The organism is Amniculibacterium sp. G2-70 (assembly GCF_014353055.1).
In the GTDB taxonomy this organism is placed as follows: domain Bacteria; phylum Bacteroidota; class Bacteroidia; order Flavobacteriales; family Weeksellaceae; genus Amniculibacterium; species Amniculibacterium aquaticum.
Genome location: NZ_CP060698.1, coordinates 412,203 through 432,148, shown reverse-complemented (window position 1 = coordinate 432,148; position 19,946 = coordinate 412,203). Strand labels below are relative to the sequence as shown.

General features: G+C 38.3%; 14 protein-coding genes, 2 tRNA genes and 3 rRNA genes. 14 read left to right on the top strand and 5 right to left on the bottom strand.

Annotated elements, in window-relative coordinates; all coding sequences use genetic code 11:
- Nucleotides 1–4: 4 nt before the first annotated feature.
- The 9 genes from H9Q20_RS01975 to H9Q20_RS01935 all read left to right on the top strand — a co-directional run bounded on the left by H9Q20_RS01975 (nucleotide 5) and on the right by H9Q20_RS01935 (nucleotide 11,709).
- On the top strand, nucleotides 5–1,096 hold the full coding sequence (locus H9Q20_RS01975; RefSeq protein WP_124642702.1) for a glycosyltransferase: 1,092 nt from the start codon (nucleotides 5–7) through the stop codon (nucleotides 1,094–1,096).
- A gap of 99 nt (nucleotides 1,097–1,195) precedes the next feature.
- On the top strand, nucleotides 1,196–2,599 hold the full coding sequence (gene lpdA / locus H9Q20_RS01970) for a dihydrolipoyl dehydrogenase (RefSeq protein ID WP_187478165.1): 1,404 nt from the start codon (nucleotides 1,196–1,198) through the stop codon (nucleotides 2,597–2,599).
- 936 nt (nucleotides 2,600–3,535) lie between these two features.
- A 16S ribosomal RNA gene (locus tag H9Q20_RS01965) occupies nucleotides 3,536–5,053 on the top strand.
- A gap of 208 nt (nucleotides 5,054–5,261) precedes the next feature.
- Nucleotides 5,262–5,335, top strand: a tRNA-Ile gene (locus tag H9Q20_RS01960).
- A gap of 79 nt (nucleotides 5,336–5,414) precedes the next feature.
- A tRNA-Ala gene (locus tag H9Q20_RS01955) sits at nucleotides 5,415–5,488 on the top strand.
- A gap of 168 nt (nucleotides 5,489–5,656) precedes the next feature.
- Nucleotides 5,657–8,415, top strand: a 23S ribosomal RNA gene (locus H9Q20_RS01950).
- Between the two features lie 176 nt (nucleotides 8,416–8,591).
- Nucleotides 8,592–8,699, top strand: a 5S ribosomal RNA gene (gene rrf, locus H9Q20_RS01945).
- Together the 16S, 23S and 5S rRNA genes with 2 tRNA genes alongside form the textbook arrangement of a ribosomal RNA operon.
- 1,044 nt (nucleotides 8,700–9,743) lie before the next feature.
- A complete protein-coding gene (locus H9Q20_RS01940; RefSeq protein ID WP_187478164.1) occupies nucleotides 9,744–10,736 on the top strand; it encodes a T9SS type A sorting domain-containing protein in 993 nt (330 codons plus the stop codon).
- A gap of 148 nt (nucleotides 10,737–10,884) precedes the next feature.
- On the top strand, nucleotides 10,885–11,709 hold the full coding sequence (locus H9Q20_RS01935) for a S1 RNA-binding domain-containing protein (protein ID WP_124640572.1): 825 nt from the start codon (nucleotides 10,885–10,887) through the stop codon (nucleotides 11,707–11,709).
- An 18-nt stretch (nucleotides 11,710–11,727) separates the two neighbouring features.
- On the opposite strand, the gene H9Q20_RS01930 is transcribed toward H9Q20_RS01935, so the two are convergent.
- The 4 genes from H9Q20_RS01930 to yidD all read right to left on the bottom strand — a co-directional run bounded on the left by H9Q20_RS01930 (nucleotide 11,728) and on the right by yidD (nucleotide 13,869).
- On the bottom strand, nucleotides 11,728–12,075 hold the full coding sequence (locus H9Q20_RS01930; protein WP_124640571.1) for a hypothetical protein: 348 nt from the start codon (nucleotides 12,073–12,075) through the stop codon (nucleotides 11,728–11,730).
- Nucleotides 12,076–12,158: 83 nt separating this feature from the next.
- Nucleotides 12,159–12,596: a large conductance mechanosensitive channel protein MscL gene (gene mscL / locus H9Q20_RS01925; protein ID WP_187478163.1), complete on the bottom strand. Its 438-nt coding sequence runs from the start codon at nucleotides 12,594–12,596 to the stop codon at nucleotides 12,159–12,161.
- 134 nt (nucleotides 12,597–12,730) lie between these two features.
- A complete protein-coding gene (gene lgt / locus H9Q20_RS01920; RefSeq protein ID WP_187478162.1) occupies nucleotides 12,731–13,600 on the bottom strand; it encodes a prolipoprotein diacylglyceryl transferase in 870 nt (289 codons plus the stop codon).
- Nucleotides 13,601–13,620: 20 nt separating this feature from the next.
- A complete protein-coding gene (gene yidD / locus H9Q20_RS01915; protein ID WP_124640568.1) occupies nucleotides 13,621–13,869 on the bottom strand; it encodes a membrane protein insertion efficiency factor YidD in 249 nt (82 codons plus the stop codon).
- Between the two features lie 52 nt (nucleotides 13,870–13,921).
- Here yidD and H9Q20_RS01910 point away from each other — a divergent pair, with 52 nt between their 5' ends.
- The 3 genes from H9Q20_RS01910 (at nucleotide 13,922) to H9Q20_RS01900 (ending at nucleotide 16,969) form a co-directional block, all read left to right on the top strand.
- The gene (locus H9Q20_RS01910) at nucleotides 13,922–14,332 is read left to right on the top strand and encodes a hypothetical protein (RefSeq protein WP_124640567.1); all 411 of its coding nucleotides are present in this window, start codon (nucleotides 13,922–13,924) and stop codon (nucleotides 14,330–14,332) included.
- Between the two features lie 656 nt (nucleotides 14,333–14,988).
- Complete coding sequence (locus H9Q20_RS01905) at nucleotides 14,989–16,269, top strand: replication-associated recombination protein A (protein WP_187478161.1); 1,281 nt, start codon at nucleotides 14,989–14,991, stop codon at nucleotides 16,267–16,269.
- 217 nt (nucleotides 16,270–16,486) lie between these two features.
- Complete coding sequence (locus tag H9Q20_RS01900; RefSeq protein WP_187478160.1) at nucleotides 16,487–16,969, top strand: hypothetical protein; 483 nt, start codon at nucleotides 16,487–16,489, stop codon at nucleotides 16,967–16,969.
- Nucleotides 16,970–17,028: 59 nt separating this feature from the next.
- On the opposite strand, the gene H9Q20_RS01895 is transcribed toward H9Q20_RS01900, so the two are convergent.
- Nucleotides 17,029–17,511, bottom strand: coding sequence for a hypothetical protein (locus H9Q20_RS01895; RefSeq protein ID WP_187478159.1), 483 nt, complete (start codon nucleotides 17,509–17,511; stop codon nucleotides 17,029–17,031).
- 132 nt (nucleotides 17,512–17,643) lie between these two features.
- Here H9Q20_RS01895 and H9Q20_RS01890 point away from each other — a divergent pair, with 132 nt between their 5' ends.
- Both H9Q20_RS01890 and H9Q20_RS01885 read left to right on the top strand, forming a co-directional pair.
- Nucleotides 17,644–18,534: a 3-hydroxybutyryl-CoA dehydrogenase gene (locus H9Q20_RS01890; RefSeq protein WP_124640563.1), complete on the top strand. Its 891-nt coding sequence runs from the start codon at nucleotides 17,644–17,646 to the stop codon at nucleotides 18,532–18,534.
- Between the two features lie 60 nt (nucleotides 18,535–18,594).
- Nucleotides 18,595–19,926, top strand: a complete 1,332-nt coding sequence (locus H9Q20_RS01885) for a hypothetical protein (protein WP_187478158.1) — start codon at nucleotides 18,595–18,597, stop codon at nucleotides 19,924–19,926.
- The last annotated feature ends 20 nt before the right edge of the window (nucleotides 19,927–19,946 follow it).

Below are 19,946 nucleotides of genomic sequence, written 5' to 3'. Positions count from 1 at the left end.
ATTGATGAAAGAAAATCCAAAAATTACAATCATCTTTATTCTACCGGATCTGGAAACGGGTGGTGCAGAACGCATTGTCGTGTCTTTGGCCAATCATTTGCCAAGAGAAATTTTTATTCCAAAAATTTTGCTCCTACGAAAAGAAGGAGGGTATCTTTCTTTTGTAAAAGACGATGTTGAAATTATTGATCTCAAAACACAACGCATTCGCAACGGTTTGCTTCCAATTCTAAAAGAAATTAGAATAAGAAAACCCGAATTGGTCTTTTCTGGTTTTGGAGAGGTGAATGCCTATCTGTCTTTTTTTGTGAAATTTTTCCCAAAAACAAAATTTATCGCCAGAGAAACCAATGTAGTTTCCCAACATGTAACAAGAAAAGAAATTCGGTTTTTTTATAAATTCTACAACAATTACCACAAAATTATTTGCCAAAGCGACGATATGAAACAGGATTTGCTCCAAAATTTTCATATTCAAAATTCAAAAACAGTGAAAATCAACAATCCTGTAGATTTTGATTTTATCGAAAAGCAAAGTCGTGATGCTTTGGCTCCGCAAAAATTTTCTTCTGATTTCAAAAATGTTGTTGCAATCGGAAATTTGTCATCAAGAAAAGGTTTTGATCTCTTGTTAAATGTTTTTGCCCGTCTGAAAAATGAAAAAATCCTCTTGCACATCCTCGGAGATGGTCGTGATAAAGAATTGCTGTTGAATTTAAAAAAAGAATTAGGATTAGAAAATGTAATCTTTCATGGACAACAGAAAAATCCGTATCAATTTTTGAAGCATGCCGATTTATTTGTTCTTTCCTCTCGTTACGAGGGTTTCCCCAATGTACTTTTAGAGGCCGGTGCCTGTGGGACTTATTCCTTAGCCAACGATTGTCCGGGTGGGATTAGAGAAATTATCCTTCCGAATATTAACGGAGAAATAGAATATATTGAACAACCTGAAGCTTTTGCAGAAAAAATTAAAAGCATTCTTCAAAAAAAGTTCAATAGAGAAACGGTTAAAGAATCGATCAGATCTCGATTTTCTAAAGAAATTATTTTTCAAAGCTATTTTAATTTATTTCAAGATTTTAGAAATTGGTAATTTTTATTTTCTTGTAAAACTACCTTGTGATTTGTCATTCTAATCAATCAAATTTTTGTAAATTCGCCAAAAATTAATTTTAATAAAAAATACATAAAAATGTCACAGTTTGATGTTACCGTAATCGGTTCTGGTCCTGGTGGATATGTTGCAGCAATCCGTGCTGCTCAATTGGGTTTCAAAACAGCAATTATAGAAAAATATCCAACCATGGGTGGGACTTGTCTCAATGTAGGGTGCATCCCTTCCAAAGCATTGTTGGATAGTTCAGAACATTTCGAAAAAGCAAAACATGAATTTGCAGACTACGGAATTATCATCAACGAGCCTAAAGTAGATTTGGCTAAAATGATCGCCAGAAAAGATGCGGTTGTTGATCAAACTACAAAAGGAATTAGCTTTTTGATGGATAAAAATAAAGTAACCGTTTTCGAAGGTATCGGTAGCTTCGAGTCGGCTACTCAGATCAAAGTAACCAAAAACGACGGTTCTTCAGAAACTATCGAGTCCAAATACACCATCATCGCAACCGGTTCCAAGCCTTCTTCTTTGCCATTCATCAACATCGATAAAGAAAGAATCATCACCTCTACCGAAGCACTTAAGATGAAAGAAGTGCCGGAACACATGTTGGTTATTGGTGGTGGAGTTATTGGTCTAGAGTTGGGTTCTGTATATCTTAGGTTAGGAGCTAAAGTCACAGTAATCGAATTTATGGATAAGATAATCCCGGGTATGGACGGTGCTTTGTCCAAAGAACTACAAAAAGTACTTAAAAAACAAGGAATGAAATTCGAACTTTCTACAGCCGTTTCTGGTGTCGAAAGAAATGGAGATGCAGTTAAAGTTTCAGCAAAAAACAAAAAAGGCGAAGAAGTTGTTTTCGAAGGAGATTATTGTTTGGTCTCTGTAGGTAGAAAACCGTTCACAGACGGACTAGGATTAGAAAAAGTAGGAGTAGAGCTGGATGAAAGAGGTAGAGTAAAAACCAACGACCACTTACAGACCAATATTTCTAACATTTATGCCATCGGAGATGTCGTGAAAGGAGCAATGCTTGCACACAAAGCCGAAGAAGAAGGGGTATTTGTTGTAGAAACTTTAGCCGGACAAAAACCGCATATCAATTATAACCTTATTCCAGGTGTTGTGTACACTTGGCCAGAAGTTGCCGGAGTAGGTAAGACCGAAGAGCAATTGAAAGCAGAAGGTGCCGCATACAAAGTGGGGAACTTCCCTATGAGAGCATTGGGTAGAAGCCGTGCCTCTGGAGATACCGATGGTTTTGTAAAAATATTGGCCGACGAAAAAACCGACGAAATCCTAGGATTCCACATCATCGGAGCTCGTGCAGCCGATCTAATTGCAGAAGGAGTTACCGCAATGGAGTTTCGTGCAAGCGCCGAAGACCTAACCCGTATGTCGCACGCGCATCCAACTTATGCAGAAGCCATTAAGGAAGCAGCATTAGACGCAACTGGCAAAAGAGCCATTCATATGTAATATCCAATCACATACTTATATAAAAAGAGAGACATTTTTTGTTTCTCTTTTTTATTTGGGCACCTTATCCGCCCTCCGTTCCCGCTTTTTTATTTTTTTTGCAACCAAGCAACCTTCAAAAGCAAAAAAAATAAAAAGAGCTCCACTCAGGTCGGGGTGCGACATCTCACTCATCTAATATTCTAGATTAACAAATTAACGAATATTCAACTTCACCCTCCTTCAAGGATTCCCCATCCTTGAAGGATTTTATTCAGTATCGCCAATATTTCTCCATCATATAAAGCATCACCTCACTCATCTAATATCAACACCAACATCAACATCAACATATTCACGAATATTCAACTTCACCCTCCTTCAAGGATTCCCCATCCTTGAAGGAGTTAATTCAGCCCCACCAATAATTTCCCATCATTTAAAGCGATCCTACATCCCCATCAGCCAAAAACCAAACACCAAACACAAAAAAATCACCGTCATAATCAACGAGTTAAGAAAGATTTAAAAATAAAATAGGCGAAACGCTTGTTATTTAACATAATCTTTCTACTTTTGCAGTCCCGAAAGAGAGGGAGCGCAGAAGCAAAACAGACAGATAAGTTGACTTAAAAAAATAAGAAAATAAATTTGTCCATTACAAATAATCGTTTTACCTTTGCAGTCTCTAAAAAGAGGCGCAGGAGTAAAGATGGGATAAATTGAGATAGCAATCGTTCTTACGAAAAAGAGTTCGAAAAAAAATCAAAATTTATTTTGTCAGGTTAAAAAAGTTTATTACTTTTGCACTCGCAAATCGGAAGTCGCTGAGACAGCGAAATAAGAGGAAGCGAAAAGAGAGAGATCATTGAAATACAAGATACAACCAAAATAAAAGTAAGGAAAAAAAACTAAAGCGTCAAAAACTTTGAGTGAGTCGAACAAGGAAACAAACATACAATGGAGAGTTTGATCCTGGCTCAGGATGAACGCTAGCGGGAGGCCTAACACATGCAAGCCGAGCGGTAGAGATTCTTCGGGATCTTGAGAGCGGCGTACGGGTGCGTAACACGTGTGCAACCTGCCTTTATCTAGGGGATAGCCTTTCGAAAGGAAGATTAATACCCTATAATATATTGATTGGCATCAATTGATATTGAAAACTCCGGTGGATAGAGATGGGCACGCGCAAGATTAGATAGTTGGTGAGGTAACGGCTCACCAAGTCGATGATCTTTAGGGGGCCTGAGAGGGTGATCCCCCACACTGGTACTGAGACACGGACCAGACTCCTACGGGAGGCAGCAGTGAGGAATATTGGACAATGGGTGAGAGCCTGATCCAGCCATCCCGCGTGAAGGACGACGGTTCTATGGATTGTAAACTTCTTTTGTACAGGGATAAACCTACCCTCGTGAGGGTAGCTGAAGGTACTGTACGAATAAGCACCGGCTAACTCCGTGCCAGCAGCCGCGGTAATACGGAGGGTGCAAGCGTTATCCGGATTTATTGGGTTTAAAGGGTCCGTAGGCGGACTTATAAGTCAGTGGTGAAAGCCGGCAGCTTAACTGTCGAACTGCCATTGATACTGTAGGTCTTGAGTGTATTTGAAGTGGCTGGAATAAGTAGTGTAGCGGTGAAATGCATAGATATTACTTAGAACACCAATTGCGAAGGCAGGTCACTAAGATACAACTGACGCTGATGGACGAAAGCGTGGGGAGCGAACAGGATTAGATACCCTGGTAGTCCACGCTGTAAACGATGCTAACTCGTTTTTGGGTTTTTAAGACTCAGAGACCAAGCGAAAGTGATAAGTTAGCCACCTGGGGAGTACGTTCGCAAGAATGAAACTCAAAGGAATTGACGGGGGCCCGCACAAGCGGTGGATTATGTGGTTTAATTCGATGATACGCGAGGAACCTTACCAAGACTTAAATGGGAATTGACAGCTTTAGAAATAGAGCCTTCTTCGGACAATTTTCAAGGTGCTGCATGGTTGTCGTCAGCTCGTGCCGTGAGGTGTTAGGTTAAGTCCTGCAACGAGCGCAACCCCTGCCAATAGTTGCCATCATTCAGTTGGGGACTCTATTGGGACTGCCTACGCAAGTAGAGAGGAAGGTGGGGATGACGTCAAATCATCACGGCCCTTACGTCTTGGGCCACACACGTAATACAATGGCCGGTACAGAGGGCAGCTACACTGCGAAGTGATGCGAATCTCGAAAGCCGGTCTCAGTTCGGATTGGAGTCTGCAACTCGACTCTATGAAGCTGGAATCGCTAGTAATCGCGCATCAGCCATGGCGCGGTGAATACGTTCCCGGGCCTTGTACACACCGCCCGTCAAGCCATGGAAGTTTGGGGTACCTGAAGTCGGTGACCGTAAAAGGAGCTGCCTAGGGTAAAACAAGTAACTAGGGCTAAGTCGTAACAAGGTAGCCGTACCGGAAGGTGCGGCTGGAACATCTCATTTTAGAGACAACACGTCAAAAAAAATACTATTCTTAGTAGACTTACAAAAAGTGCTTTAGTTTTTTTACTTTTTTGGTTGAATCACAACATAACCCCTAGAAATTAGTAGAAGGGATGAAGAGATTTTAGTTTAAGAAGTTAGAAGTTAGACCTTAGAAGTTAGTAAAGCTGACAACTATCAACTAACAACCGACAACTAAAAACAAAGAAGTCTCGTAGCTCAGCTGGTTAGAGCGCTACACTGATAATGTAGAGGTCGGCAGTTCGAGCCTGCCCGAGACTACTAATTTGGTTGATGGTTTATGGTTATCCGTTGCTGGTAGAACCAACAACCGACAACTAAGGACCGACAACAATATAAGGGGGAATTAGCTCAGCTGGCTAGAGCGCCTGCCTTGCACGCAGGAGGTCAAGGGTTCGACTCCCTTATTCTCCACAGTTAGTATGTATTGATTAGAACTTGGTACTAAGTATAGTGAGAGCCACTATCAACCGATAACGAATCACTGGCAACTAAAGAATTAAAGATCATTGACATTAACGATAAAGACATCACAAAGAGAAAACCGAGCACAAGAGTGCTCGAGTAACCAATAAAATTAGGAAAGAAATCGTTAAGGGCGTATGGCGGATGCCTAGGCTTTCAGAGGCGAAGAAGGACGTGGTAAGCTGCGAAAAGCTCGGGGGATTGGCACACACGAATTGATCCCGAGATGTCCGAATGGGGCAACCCAATACATTGAAGATGTATTACTGCGTAAGCAGAGCAAACCCGGAGAACTGAAACATCTAAGTACCCGGAGGAAAAGAAATCGAAGAGATTCCGTAAGTAGTGGCGAGCGAAAGCGGATTAGCCCAAAAGCTTTTATATATTTAGAGGAATGTTCTGGAAAGAACAATCGTAGAAGGTGATAATCCTGTACTCGAAAGGTATACATAAGTGAAGAAAGAGTAGGGCGGGACACGTGAAATCCTGTCTGAATATGGGGGGACCATCCTCCAAGGCTAAATACTCCTGAAAGACCGATAGTGAACAAGTACTGTGAAGGAAAGGTGAAAAGCACTTCGAATAGAAGGGTGAAATAGAACCTGAAACCGTACGCCTACAAGCGGTCGGAGCTCATATTTATATGTGTGACGGCGTGCCTTTTGCATAATGAGCCTACGAGTTAATTTTACTAGCGAGGTTAAGTAATTAAGTTACGGAGCCGGAGCGAAAGCGAGTCTGAATAGGGCGGATAGTTAGTAGGATTAGACGCGAAACCTTGTGATCTACCCATGGGCAGGTTGAAGCTTTGGTAACACAAAGTGGAGGACCGAACCGGTTGACGTTGAAAAGTCTTCGGATGACCTGTGGGTAGGGGTGAAAGGCCAATCAAACTGGGAGATAGCTCGTACTCCCCGAAATGCATTTAGGTGCAGCGTCGATGTTAAGTTTATTAGAGGTAGAGCTACTGATTGGATGCGGGGGAGTCAAATCCTACCAATTCCTGACAAACTCCGAATGCTAATAAATGTTCGTCGGCAGTGAGGGCATGGGTGCTAAGGTCCATGTCCGAGAGGGAAAGAACCCGGACCAACAGCTAAGGTCCCCAAATCTATACTAAGTTGAAACAACGCGGTTGGACTGCATTGACAGCTAGGATGTTGGCTTGGAAGCAGCCATTCATTTAAAGAGTGCGTAACAGCTCACTAGTCGAGCGGTCCGGCATGGATAATAATCGGGCATAAGTATAGTACCGAAGCTATGGATTTATAATTTATATTATATCTGGTAGGGGAGCATTCTGTTTGCGCCGAAGCAGTATCGTGAGGTATTGTGGAGCGGACAGAAAAGAAAATGTAGGCATAAGTAACGATAAAGGGGGCGAGAAACCCCCTCACCGAAAGACTAAGGTTTCCTCAGCCATGCTAATCAGCTGAGGGTTAGTCGGGACCTAACGCGCACCCGAAAGGGGAAGTGGATGGACATAGGGTTAATATTCCCTAACTTGCTCTCGAATAAAGGGGACGGTTTTGTGTAGCTGCTGGAGACTGACGGAATAGTCAAGGCCTAGCCTTCGGGCGAAGCTGTTGCAGTGTAACGAGATCCAAGAAAAGCCGAAGAGAAGCAACCCGTACCAAAACCGACACAGGTAGTCGAGGAGAGAATCCTAAGGTGCTCGAGTGAGTCGTGGCTAAGGAACTAGGCAAAATAGTCTCGTAACTTCGGGAGAAGAGACGCCAGCGCAAGCTGGCCGCAGTAAAAAGGCCCAGGCGACTGTTTATCAAAAACACAGGACTCTGCTAAATCGAAAGATGCTGTATAGGGTCTGACACCTGCCCGGTGCTGGAAGGTTAAGGAAGGTGCTTAGCGCAAGCGAAGGCATTGACTGAAGCCCCAGTAAACGGCGGCCGTAACTATAACGGTCCTAAGGTAGCGAAATTCCTTGTCGGGTAAGTTCCGACCTGCACGAATGGTGTAACGATCTGGGCACTGTCTCAGCCACGAGCTCGGTGAAATTGTAGTATCGGTGAAGATGCCGATTACCCGCAATGGGACGAAAAGACCCTGTGAACCTTTACTATAACTTCGTATTGACTTTGAGTAAGTAATGTGTAGGATAGGTGGGAGACTTTGAAGCAGGCACGCTAGTGTTTGTGGAGTCATCGTTGAAATACCACCCTTTACTTACTTGGAGCCTAATCCCGCTGAGCGGGAGACATTGCGTGGTGGGTAGTTTGACTGGGGTGGTCGCCTCCAAAAGAGTAACGGAGGCTTTCAAAGGTACCCTCAGCACGCTTGGTAACCGTGCGTAGAGTGTAATGGCATAAGGGTGCTTGACTGTGAGACCTACAAGTCGATCAGGTGCGAAAGCAGGACATAGTGATCCGGTGGTTCCGTATGGAAGGGCCATCGCTCATAGGATAAAAGGTACTCCGGGGATAACAGGCTAGTCTCCCCCAAGAGCTCACATCGACGGGGAGGTTCGGCACCTCGATGTCGGCTCGTCACATCCTGGGGCTGGAGAAGGTCCCAAGGGTTGGGCTGTTCGCCCATTAAAGTGGCACGCGAGCTGGGTTCAGAACGTCGTGAGACAGTTCGGTCTCTATCTATTGCGGGCGTTAGATGTTTGCGAGGACTTGAATCTAGTACGAGAGGACCGATTTGAACAAACCTCTGGTGTATCTGTTGTGCCGCCAGGCGCACCGCAGAGTAGCTATGTTTGGAAGAGATAAGCACTGAAAGCATATAAGTGCGAAACTCGCCTCAAGATGAGACATCTTTTAAGGGTCGTGGGAGATGACCACGTTGATAGGCTATAGGTGTAAAGCTGGTAACAGCATAGCCGAGTAGTACTAATTACCCGTAGATTTATAGCCTAATGGTTGGGCACTCTTAGTGAAGAGGTTTGCTCTTTGTGATTTGTTTTTATCGATTTTTTACTTAGAAGTTAGAAATGAGATGTTAGAAGTTAGATTGTGTCTAATGTCTAACCACTTCAAACTAATCTCTAATTAATAACATATACTGTACAACCTTTTGTACAAACAACCTTTAGGGTGGTTTTAGCAGAGGGGCTCACCTGTTCCCATTCCGAACACAGAAGTTAAGCCCTCTAGCGCCGATGGTACTGCTAACGCGGGAGAGTAGGTCGCCGCCAGTTTTTATTAAAATCCTCGATTACGAAAGTAGTCGGGGATTTTTTTTGCTTATAACTCTTTGGTGTTTGGTTGATGGTTGATGGTTGTCGGTTTGATGGGAGTGATAGGGACTGTTTCAATAGTATCTGTCTTCTGGGAAAAAATTGAGTGGGTATGAAATAAGGGACTGTTTGTGCTTTTGATTAAAAGATTTGGAAAACCTCAAATGCACCGTAAACTAAATACTAATCACTAAAAACTCAAACACTCAATCACACAAATATTCAAAGTTATTTTCCGACTGGATGGAGTGATAGGGACTGTTTCAATAGTATCTGTCTTCTGGAAAAAATTTGAGTGGGTATGAAATAAGGGATTGTTTGTGCTTTTGATTAAAAGATTTGGAAAACCTCAAATGCACCGTAAACTAAATACTAATCACTAAAAACTCAAACACTCAATCACACAAATATTCAAAGATATTTTCCGACTTGATGGGAGTGATAGGGACTGTTTCAATAGTATCTGGCTTCTGGAAAACATTTGAGTGGGTATGAAATAAGGGACTGTTTGTGCTTTTGATTAAAAGATTTGGAAAACCTCAAATGCACCGTAAACTAAATACTAATCACTAAAAACTCAAACACTCAATCACACAAATATTCAAAGTTATTTTCCGACTGGATGGAGTGATAGGGACTGTTTCAATAGTATCTGTCTTCTGGAAAAAATTTGAGTGGGTATGAAATAAGGGATTGTTTGTGCTTTTGATTAAAAGATTTTGAAACCTCAAATTCTCCATAAGCTAAACACCAAAAACCAAAAACTAAAAACCAAACCTCCATCCAAACTGGAGGGTCCTTCTCTTTGTCCTAGCCCCGATGGGAGCGGCATCCTTTTGTAAGCCTTGGGAAAGCCCAGGCACAAAAGATACAGCGGACAGCGGGTGGTGTAGTGAAGAGTGACGGAGTTGTGGTGCTGCAAATGTATTGACCTAATATGTTAAAATTCAGTTAATAAAAGAATTGTTTACATATTTTATTTATTTTTGTATAAAATATTTTAGGATGAAAATTAATTTATTGATTTCTTTGTTACTTTCACAAATTTGTTTTTCGCAAGTTACTATTACCAAGGCGTTCAACGATCCTGTTGTTGGTGATGTTGTTAATAATAAAAATGTTGTAGGTACGGTGAATAATGCTGGTAGTGGGAGTGGACAAACTTTTGATAATTCTCTACTTACTGCGGGAACTCCTATTGTAACGACTTTTTCTACGCCTACAAGTGCAGAAATTACTTCGTACCCAGGAACTACAATAAAAAGTAGTGATGGTGCGACGACTTCTTTTTTCAAACAATCGTCTTCGAAATTGGAAATTACAGCTTTGATCACAACCGAAGGGACATTGAGTTTTGCAGGGGACAATGCTACTGCAATTCAGTATCCTTTTGCATTTGGAAATAGTGTTGTTGATAACGCAAAGGGAACTTTTACATCGACTACTGCAAGTGGTTTGATAAAAGGTACGGTAACAATAACTGCAGATGCTTCTGGGACATTGATCATGAGTGGAAATACCTACAGCAATGTATTGAGAGTGAAAACGGTTCAGAATTTTAATTTGTATCAAAGTTCAGATACATTTTATACTTTTCCCATAGGTACAATAACTGGTACATCGTATCAGTACTATAATGCCTCCAGTAAGCAACCTTTATTATCCTCTATTTCTGGAAATATTTCTGTACCTATTCTATCATTTAACCAAAGTACAAATCAGGCTGTTGCGCAATCTACGGCGTTTTTAGGTACAAAAGATGTTCAGTTTGTTGAGGATTTTGTTATATATCCCAATCCGGCACAAAATTTTATTAAGTTAAAAGGGAAGATTGACAATCAGCTAGAAGTGGAGATTTTTTCTTTTGAAGGAAAGTATCTAAAGAAATCTTTAGTAAAAAATGAGCTAATTGATATATCAAATCTGACTCCAGGTACTTATATTTTGAAATTAATAGGGAAAGATGTTCAAAGAACAATAAAATTTATTAAAAAATAAAGAATTGAAGAGCGATGGTCACATCGCTTTTTTTATTACGATAAATCAAATATCAACTAATCTCTGTATCTTTGAAAATTCTTATTAAAAATGAAAGTTAAGGTCTTTCATTTTGATTGAATATGAAATAATTAAATTAATAAAATTTATGGAAATTGGAATAACTCAAACTTTAACAATAAAAGAAAAAATTGGTTCAGGATTTATTTTGGAAGATCTTGAAAATGAAAAATGTTTTATTCCGAAGATTTTTTCAGAAGAAGATTGGGATATCGATAAGGAGGTTGAAGTTTTTGTGTACCAAGATGATAATGTGCTGAAAGCAACTACAGAGATGCCTTATGCACAAGTAGGAGAGTATGCCGTGATGAAATGCTTGCAGAACCTCCCTTCCGGTGCTTTTTTGGATTGGGGTATAATCAAAGATTTATTTGTTCCATACAAGGAGCAGAAAGGTAAAATGCAAGAAGATAAGCGCTATTTGGTCTATGTATATATCGATGAAAAAACGGGATTAATTACCGGGACCAATAAGTTTAAACGAAACCCACAATACGATAATTTAGCTTTTAAAAAAGGTGATAAAGTAGATTTGATCATTGTAGGAGAAAGTGAGTTGGGTTGGAATGTAGTTATCAATAAAAAATATTTGGGACTGGTATATGCATCTGATGTTTTTAAAAAATTATATCCGTTGTCCGAAGAAGTTGGTTATATAAAAGCAATTAGGGAGGATGGGAAAATAGATGTGACGCTTCAGCCCGAAGGTTTTGAAAATATCGATGAATTTAGAAAATTGGTTTTGGACAAACTGACTGCCGAATACGGATTGTTATACCTCTCCGACAAATCGACTCCAGAAGAGATAAAACAAGAGCTGGGTATGAGTAAAAAGAACTTTAAAAAAGCCATTGGAGGCCTGTACAAAGATAATATGATCGACATATTAGAAGATAAAATACGATTGAGATAACCGAAGAATGAGCAATTTTTATTGCTCATTTTTTACGAGTAACACCCAATCATCATCTAAATATCGATAACCAATATCGTATAAAAACCGATATTCGGCTCCATTTTTATAGGTTTTTATATGGGTGATGAATTCAAAATTAAAACCCAAAGTTCTCAGTTTGCCCATGGTGGTTTTGTGTTTACCATCAACAAAATTTATAGAAGATAAAATTCTATAATTATTTCTGAGTTTATTGTGTATGGACCGCATCAGGTTGGTGTGGTCGCTGTTGAGTTTGTTGTTGTACGAGTTTCTACACGAGTCGTTACAGAATTTTTTATCACTTCGGCCAATAATTAATTCACCACATTCTAGGCAATTCATATTTTGTATTTTATTCAAATTTAATGAATTACCGATTACAAATGATAAAAAAAATACTTTGGTCTTCCCAAAGTATTTCGTTTTTATTTTTTCAAAGCATCTCGAATTTCCATAAGAAGTTGATCGGTAGATGACGGTTCTGCAGGAACTTCTTCCACTGCTTTCTCTTTCTTCATTTTGTTGATGGCTTTTACCATCATAAAAACAACCAATGCAAGTAGGAAAAAATTGATGGCTACTGTAATAAAGTTACCATACGCAAAGATCGCCGCATTGGGAGCCAATTCCTTGGCTTTTGCCAAGTTGGCACCTGCTGGGATTAGATCAGCACCTTCGCCCATGGCAAAGTAGATACTACTGAAATCAGGTTTCCCAACAATTGCTGCTACTATTGGCAAAATAATATCATCGATCATACTGGTAACAATCTTACCAAAAGCCCCACCAATAATCACCCCAACGGCAAGATCAAAGGCATTTCCTTTTACTGCAAATTCTTTAAATTCTTGTACAATTCCCATAATTTGAATTTTTAATGTTTATTTAAACAAATATATAGATAATTTTATTTTTTTGAAATTTAACACAAAAAAAAACACCTTTAGTTGTCCTAAAAGTGTTTGTATTTGAGAGAAAGAATGCATTACAAAGATTTTTAATCCATTTTAGAATTTTCTTCTTCGGTAATCGTTCTATTTTTTGAAGTCAGCATGATGATGAAACCGGCAATCATAAACGGTATGGACAGGATTTGTCCGGTATTAAGCCCAGCAAAAGTAATGAATTCATCGCCTTGTGGTTCTTTTAAAAATTCGACAAAGAAACGAATTGCCCAAAGGATGATGAAGAACAAACCAAACAACCAACCTTGTTCGTACTTTTTATTGGTTTTACGATACAAGAACCATAAAAGCAAGAACAATGCAAAGTATCCAAAAGCCTCAAACAGCTGTGTCGGATATCTTGGGACAATTTCGCCGTATTCTGTACTTTGTTGTGGGAAAAGTATTGCAAAAGGAGAATTTCCTGCAGGTTTCCCGATGATTTCTGAATTGAAAAAGTTACCAATGCGTACAAAAGCACCACCCAAAGCTACTACAATTCCCAATCGGTCGTAAACCCAGAAAGGACTTTTCTTTATAATTTTATAAGAATAGTATAGCGTTGTAAAGATGATGGCAATGGTTGCTCCGTGACTTGCTAAACCAGAAAATCCTGTGAATTTGAATTCGGGTTGGGTTTGTATGGGTAAGAAAACCGACCAAAAGTCTTGTTGGAAAAGCTCGGGTTGGTAAAAGATGACATGTCCCAATCGCGCTCCCAAGATGGTGCCTACCAAGGTCCAGGTAAACAAAGGTTCCAAATATTTTTGGTTAACTTGGTCTATTTTGAAAATTTTGGTCATCAGCATATAGCCCAATCCAAAAGCCAAAACAAACATAAGACTGTAGTAATGCAAGGTAAAGGGGCCTAGCTCTATACCTTTGGACGGATCCCAAGTGATGTATAATAAGGTGAATAGCATATTATTAGATTAATTATTTGTTAATGTTTACATTTTGGTGGGACAGGATCATAACCACTACCACCCCAAGGATGGCATCGCATAATTCTTTTAATTCCCAAGTACAACCCCTTAAAAATCCCATGCGTTTGCAAAGCTTCTACCATGTAATGAGAGCAAGTAGGTTCGTACCTGCAATTTTTAGGAAGTAAAGGTGAAATAAACCATTGGTAAAACCGAATAAGGATCACCAAAGGAAGAGAAATTATTTTATTAATGGTCGTTTTCAAATCTTTGCAAATGTAAAATATTATCTTTAGATTTGAAATCAAATGACAGAAAATGATTAAAGTAGCGTATAAAATCAGACGAATAATTTGGAACTTTATTTATGGTGGACTTCTAGTAATAATTAAAGTCTATGATTTTTTATATGAAGAAAGTATTCGTTGGACAGGCTTTTTTCTATTGGCTGTTGGAATTTTATGTATTGCCAATGCTTTTTACGAGTATTTCACAAAATATTTTGAATACAACGAAAATGAAATTTCAACCCTTGGTTTTTTCAAAAAGAAAATCAAATTTTCTGATTTAATAGAAATAAAATACTTTGGAGGCGAGTACTTTTTCAAAACTTTAGATGCAACGATAGTGATTGAAAAATCCAGAATACCAGAAAGCCAACTCTTGGATTTTAAAAAAGTATATGGCCAAGTTGAAAATCAATTTGTAAATAGACCAAAAACCGTATGAAAACCATTTTTTCATATTCCAAAAAGTATTTTTTATTCAATTCAGTTTTTTTTATAAACATGATTATTTTTTCTGTATTAAATTATATATGGGGAAATAATTTTAACTCACTTTTATTTGGACTGGCATCTCTGTTTTTTATACTTATTATGTACCTGTCTTATACACAGAAGTATGTAGAATTTACCGATGATTATATCCAAGTAAAACTCTTTAACCAGAAAAAATATTACTTCAAGGATTTAACAAAAATTGAACATAAAAATCAATCGTATTTTTTTTCATTTATGAACAAAACGATTGAAGTTAAAAAACAATACATTAAGAACGAAGAACAAGAAGTATTTTTTCAGCAATTTAGTATGTGCAAGGAAAGGTTTACTATCAATCAATTTAAAACGGACTCTTAGAGCCTGTTTAAATTTTATATCTAGATTTTTTGTATAGATATTTAGATGGATTTTGGATTTTAAAATTGAAGTTTTAGCGGGCTAAAACAAAAATATAAAATGCAAAATACGCTAAATAGAATACAAAAAAGCAGATAAGAAAGATTAGAAATAGCCGAATTATTATTTCGGTAAAATTTTAAACGGGCTCTTAATATTTATTTTAAAAAATAACTTCATAATTTTGCATTCAGCATAATTGTATCCATGAATATTCCACTTGCAGAAAGACTTAGACCCCAAAATCTCAATGAAGTTTTGGGACAGGAACACCTAACAGGAGACCAAGGTCCTATCCGAAGGATGCTGAATAACGATACCCTAAATTCTTTAATCTTTTGGGGACCTCCCGGTACCGGCAAAACCACTTTGGCAGAGATCCTTTCGCAAAAATCGGGTAGAAAGTTTTACAAATTATCCGCTGTTTCTTCCGGAGTGAAAGAGGTGAGGGAAGTGATTGACGAGGCCAAAAAGCAAAATCTTTTTTCCGGAAAATCGCCCATTCTGTTTATTGATGAAATCCATCGTTTCAATAAATCTCAGCAAGATTCCTTGCTGCACGCTGTGGAAAAAGGTTGGATTGTTCTCATAGGTGCTACTACCGAAAATCCGAGCTTCGAGGTGGTGTCGGCATTGCTTTCCAGAAGTCAGATCTATGTTTTAAAGTCTTTGAGTTACGAAAAATTAGAAGAACTAATTGCTACGGCTCTGTATCGTTATAATACCGATGAGAACACCGATTTTGAAATTGAAGAACACGAAGCATTCATACAATATTCCGGAGGTGATGCTCGGAAGCTTATTAATTCTGTAGAATTGGTATTGAACCAGTTTAAGAATACCCAAATTCGTGCAATTTCCAACAACCATGTTTTGTCCGTTCTACAAGAGACCATGTCCGTGTACGATAAAAATGGAGAACAACATTACGATATCATTTCGGCTTTTATAAAATCCATTAGAGGCAGCGATCCCAATGCTGCGGTATATTGGTTGGCGAGGATGATTGATGGCGGCGAAGATGTGAAATTTATTGCCAGAAGACTACTGATTTTGGCAGCAGAAGATATTGGTTTGGCAAATCCCAATGCGCTCATGATGGCCCAATCTTGTTTTCAGGCTGTTAATGTAATTGGCAATCCTGAATCCAGAATTATCCTCAGCGAGACTGCTGTGTATTTGGCTGTTTCGCCCAAATCCAATTCGGCTTATTTGGCCATTGATGATGCTTTGGCTATGGTGAAAAGAACGGGGAACTTACCCGTACCACTACATCTTAGAAATGCACCCACCAAATTGATGAAAGATTTGGATTACGGTAAAAATTATCAATATGCACATGCCCACAAAGGTAATTTTGTAGAACAAGAGTTTTTGCCAGACGAGTTGAAAGGAAGTGTTTTTTATTCTCCTGGAAATAATTCGACAGAAAAAAAAATTAAAGAATCGATAGAAAAAAAATGGAAAAACAAGTACTCTAAAGAATAAAAAGTGCCATTTTATTGATATTTAGTTTGTTTTATGCTATTTATTAGGAATTTGAATCAATAAATAATTATTAATCACAAATGTTAAATTTTTAATAAATATTTTTAATGGTATAAAAATTGAAAGCAAGACAATAAAGTGTTGTTTACTTCGTTTACAAGCTTAAAGTTAACGAATGAAGCGGATCTTTATTATTTTTTAATTTTTAATACAGGATATGAATAAAGTGATTCGAATGATGGTGTTGGGACTTGTAGTTTTTTCAACCCATGAAATGAGTGCTCAGAGACATCACAGGCACGATGACGACAGAGAGTACAGAAGATATGATCGTGATGATGACCACGATGATGATAGACATTATCGTAAAAGTCATTATAAATATAAAAAACAGAAACATCACTACCATAGAAAGCACAGGTGGGCCAGTTCTCATCGATATCAGTACAACAATCATGTGTACTTCCCAGATTATCAAATGTTTTATGATCCCTACAGAGATGGTTATGTATGTCAGTCGAGAGGGAGATGGGTGTTTTCTAAATCCGTTCCTTCGGCATACCTTCGTGTAGATTTTGGTCGAGCAAGAATGGTAATGGTTGACGATGTGCCGTTGGATAGACATCCGGAAAGGCATTATCGTGTTTATGAACAACGATACCCGAGAAATCCAAAAGTCAACCTGAATATTTCGTTTTAAATAAAAAAAGTCGTGATGTCAATAAAGAAATCACGACTTTTATTTTGTATTATAAGTTCTTAGTTTGCAATAGCGTGCATGGTATGCTTTGTAGTCCAGATGTTCAAAACTTCCTGTCCATCGGTTTTCCCTACTTTCATTTCAACCAAGACATCGCCAATAACATTTAAGGAGGTGTCGGAAATCTTGTTCCCATCAAAATATACAGGATTGTTTTTTGCTAATCCATATTGTTCGTTTAATGTAGAAAGAGCAATTCTATCGTAGTAATTTTCTTTTGCCTCAGCAATTATCATTGGAAATCTCAATCCAGTAACAGATTTCAAAGATTGTGGAACTTGGTTGGCAGAAAGAATGGGTCGTATAAATTTTGTATTTTTCTTCATTCTTTCCAAAAAATCTTGACTGGCCAAATTTCCATTTACCATGACCAAAGTTGTAGGATTGGTGGTCGTACCAGGAGTAGCTACACTCATTGGTTTTTTTTGAGCCGTTGCAAAAGTAGCAACACCGATCAGTAAGGAGAAGAGTATTTTTTTCATATTAATTTTATTGTCGATTTTATTGTACCAAATATAGATAAAATCCTAAATTTGGGCAAAAATTTTATTTGATGTTTTTATTAAACATCATTTTGATCAATATAAACGATAAATAATTATTAAAAAATCATAATGAAAAACATTACAGTTATAGGCGCAGGAACCATGGGGAATGGGATTGCACATACTTTTGCACAAGCAGGATTTTTAGTGAATTTGGCAGACATCTCGCAAGATGCTTTGGATAGAGGCATCAAAACCATCACTAACAACTTGGACAGAATTATTGCTAAAGGCAACCTTACCGAAGACCAAAAAAATGCAACTTTGGGTAACATCACTACTTTTACCAGCATTTCAGAAGCAGTGAAATCTGCTGATTTAATCGTAGAAGCGGCTACCGAAAACCAAGATTTGAAATTGAAAATCTTCCAACAAATGGACGAATTTTCTCCTGAAAATTGCATCTTGGCGACCAATACTTCATCCATCTCCATTACCAAAATTGCTGCGGCTACCAAAAGACCAGAAAAAGTAATCGGTATGCACTTTATGAATCCGGTGCCGATTATGAAATTGGTAGAAATCATCAAAGGCTATTCTACTTCTAAAGAAACTTTTGATGCCATATTCGAAATGTCGAAAACTTTAGGAAAAGTTCCGGTAGAAGTAAACGATTATCCAGGTTTTGTGGCCAACAGAATCCTAATGCCGATGATTAACGAAGCCATAGAAACCCTTTACAATGGAGTTGCCGGCGTGGAAGAAATAGATACCGTAATGAAATTGGGAATGGCACACCCAATGGGACCATTGCAATTGGCAGACTTCATCGGGTTAGATGTTTGTTTGGCGATCCTGAATGTAATGTACGACGGATTCAAAAATCCTAAATACGCGCCTAACCCATTGTTGGTGAACATGGTAATGGCTGGTAAACTAGGTGTGAAATCTGGCGAAGGTTTCTACGATTATTCCGAATCTAAAAAAGCCGAAAAAGTAGCAAAAATGTTTGCAAAATAATTCTGAAAATATTCAGTATTTTTAAGCCTTCAAGTTTTACAAAAGCTTGAAGGTTTTTTTATGAAATTAAGCAACAGAAAGAAGGAAAAATTTTTGCAAATCGGAATTGTAATGATCTCGTTATTGATGATTGTACTTCGATTTCTATTGAACGAAAAAGGCAGAGTAACACCGGATTCCATCCGACTGATGCGTACAGCAAATGTTTTCCCCACCATTGACAATACGACAACTCCTTTGGGTTATCCTTTGAGTTTGAAATTTTTCACATTTTTGGGTTTTGATGAGTTTTGGGCTTCCAAAATGCTGGGTATTTTGGCCTATGTATTTATGGTAGGTTTTGCATGGAAGAAGAAGTTTTATTTTAAAGAAACGGTAGTTCTGGGCGCTTTGTTTTCCTATGTATCTATTTTTTCATTCAGCCTTACCGAACCTTTAATTTTGCCCGTCGTATTGGTGTTTTTATACCTCAGTAGAAACATCATCATTGGGAAATATACTCAAATCTTATCCATCGTTTTGTTGAGTGCGGTATTGATTTTATTGTACAACATCCGTTACAGTGCTTTGTTTTTTATGGGCACTTGTTTCTTATTCGGGTTGATGGGTTGGAAGAAAAGCTACGGAAAATCATTTTTATATTCCTCGCTTATCGGTTTTGCATTTGTTGTTTTGTACAAATTTTTATTTGTCGATTATTTTAACGAAAATTATGTCAATCAGTTTCTGGAAATGGGATTGCACCCCACCTCAAAACTCTTGGTCGAATTGTATCAAGGACTGTCTACCAGTTTCAATCCTTTTGTACACATTGCCAATCCTGCCGGTGGTGTGATCAACTATGGCATTTATGGTGTTGGAACGCTCACCATTGGGGTGATGATGGTATTATTCATAAAAAATCCATTGTCCGAAACCGAAAAATTCATGATTTTTACAGGGATAATTGGTGTTTTATGTTCATTTTTTATTCAGTTTTTTTACTCGGTTGATCCTTTGGATTATCGATTGCTTTCTCCATTTATCTTACCGATTTGGTTGGTATTTTTCAGAAAACTATATGCAGTTTTCGGAAAATGGATGTACGCAGTTGCGGTTCTGAGTTTGGTTACGGGCTTTGCGTTCACTTGGCTTTCCAAGGGGAATTATTTAGAAAATAGAAAAACAATTTCTGAATTTTTAAATCGAGAACATCTGAGCGATAAGAAAATAATTTTCTATGCCAATCCCAAAGAAAATATTCCGGAACAGATACAAGTTGCAGAGTTGATATCAACGGTTAATCCTAGAGTTTACATCAGTCATCAGGCCAAAGATACCTTAAAAAAAGAGGTGCTAACAGCCTATAAAGTTCAGACCAAGATAAAAATCAATAAGAACAAATTTCAATAAATTTACTATCTTTGAAGCAT

Coding starts and splice junctions, on each gene's coding strand:
- H9Q20_RS01905 (WP_187478161.1), top strand. CDS start 14,989: ATGAATATTCCACTTGCAGAAAGACTTAGACCCCAAAATCTCAATGAA.
- H9Q20_RS01890 (WP_124640563.1), top strand. CDS start 17,644: ATGAAAAACATTACAGTTATAGGCGCAGGAACCATGGGGAATGGGATT.
- H9Q20_RS01975 (WP_124642702.1), top strand. CDS start 5: ATGAAAGAAAATCCAAAAATTACAATCATCTTTATTCTACCGGATCTG.
- H9Q20_RS01885 (WP_187478158.1), top strand. CDS start 18,595: ATGAAATTAAGCAACAGAAAGAAGGAAAAATTTTTGCAAATCGGAATT.
- H9Q20_RS01910 (WP_124640567.1), top strand. CDS start 13,922: ATGATTAAAGTAGCGTATAAAATCAGACGAATAATTTGGAACTTTATT.
- H9Q20_RS01895 (WP_187478159.1), bottom strand. CDS start 17,511: ATGAAAAAAATACTCTTCTCCTTACTGATCGGTGTTGCTACTTTTGCA.
- H9Q20_RS01935 (WP_124640572.1), top strand. CDS start 10,885: ATGGAAATTGGAATAACTCAAACTTTAACAATAAAAGAAAAAATTGGT.
- H9Q20_RS01940 (WP_187478164.1), top strand. CDS start 9,744: ATGAAAATTAATTTATTGATTTCTTTGTTACTTTCACAAATTTGTTTT.
- mscL (WP_187478163.1), bottom strand. CDS start 12,596: ATGGGAATTGTACAAGAATTTAAAGAATTTGCAGTAAAAGGAAATGCC.
- lgt (WP_187478162.1), bottom strand. CDS start 13,600: ATGCTATTCACCTTATTATACATCACTTGGGATCCGTCCAAAGGTATA.
- lpdA (WP_187478165.1), top strand. CDS start 1,196: ATGTCACAGTTTGATGTTACCGTAATCGGTTCTGGTCCTGGTGGATAT.
- H9Q20_RS01930 (WP_124640571.1), bottom strand. CDS start 12,075: ATGAATTGCCTAGAATGTGGTGAATTAATTATTGGCCGAAGTGATAAA.
- H9Q20_RS01900 (WP_187478160.1), top strand. CDS start 16,487: ATGAATAAAGTGATTCGAATGATGGTGTTGGGACTTGTAGTTTTTTCA.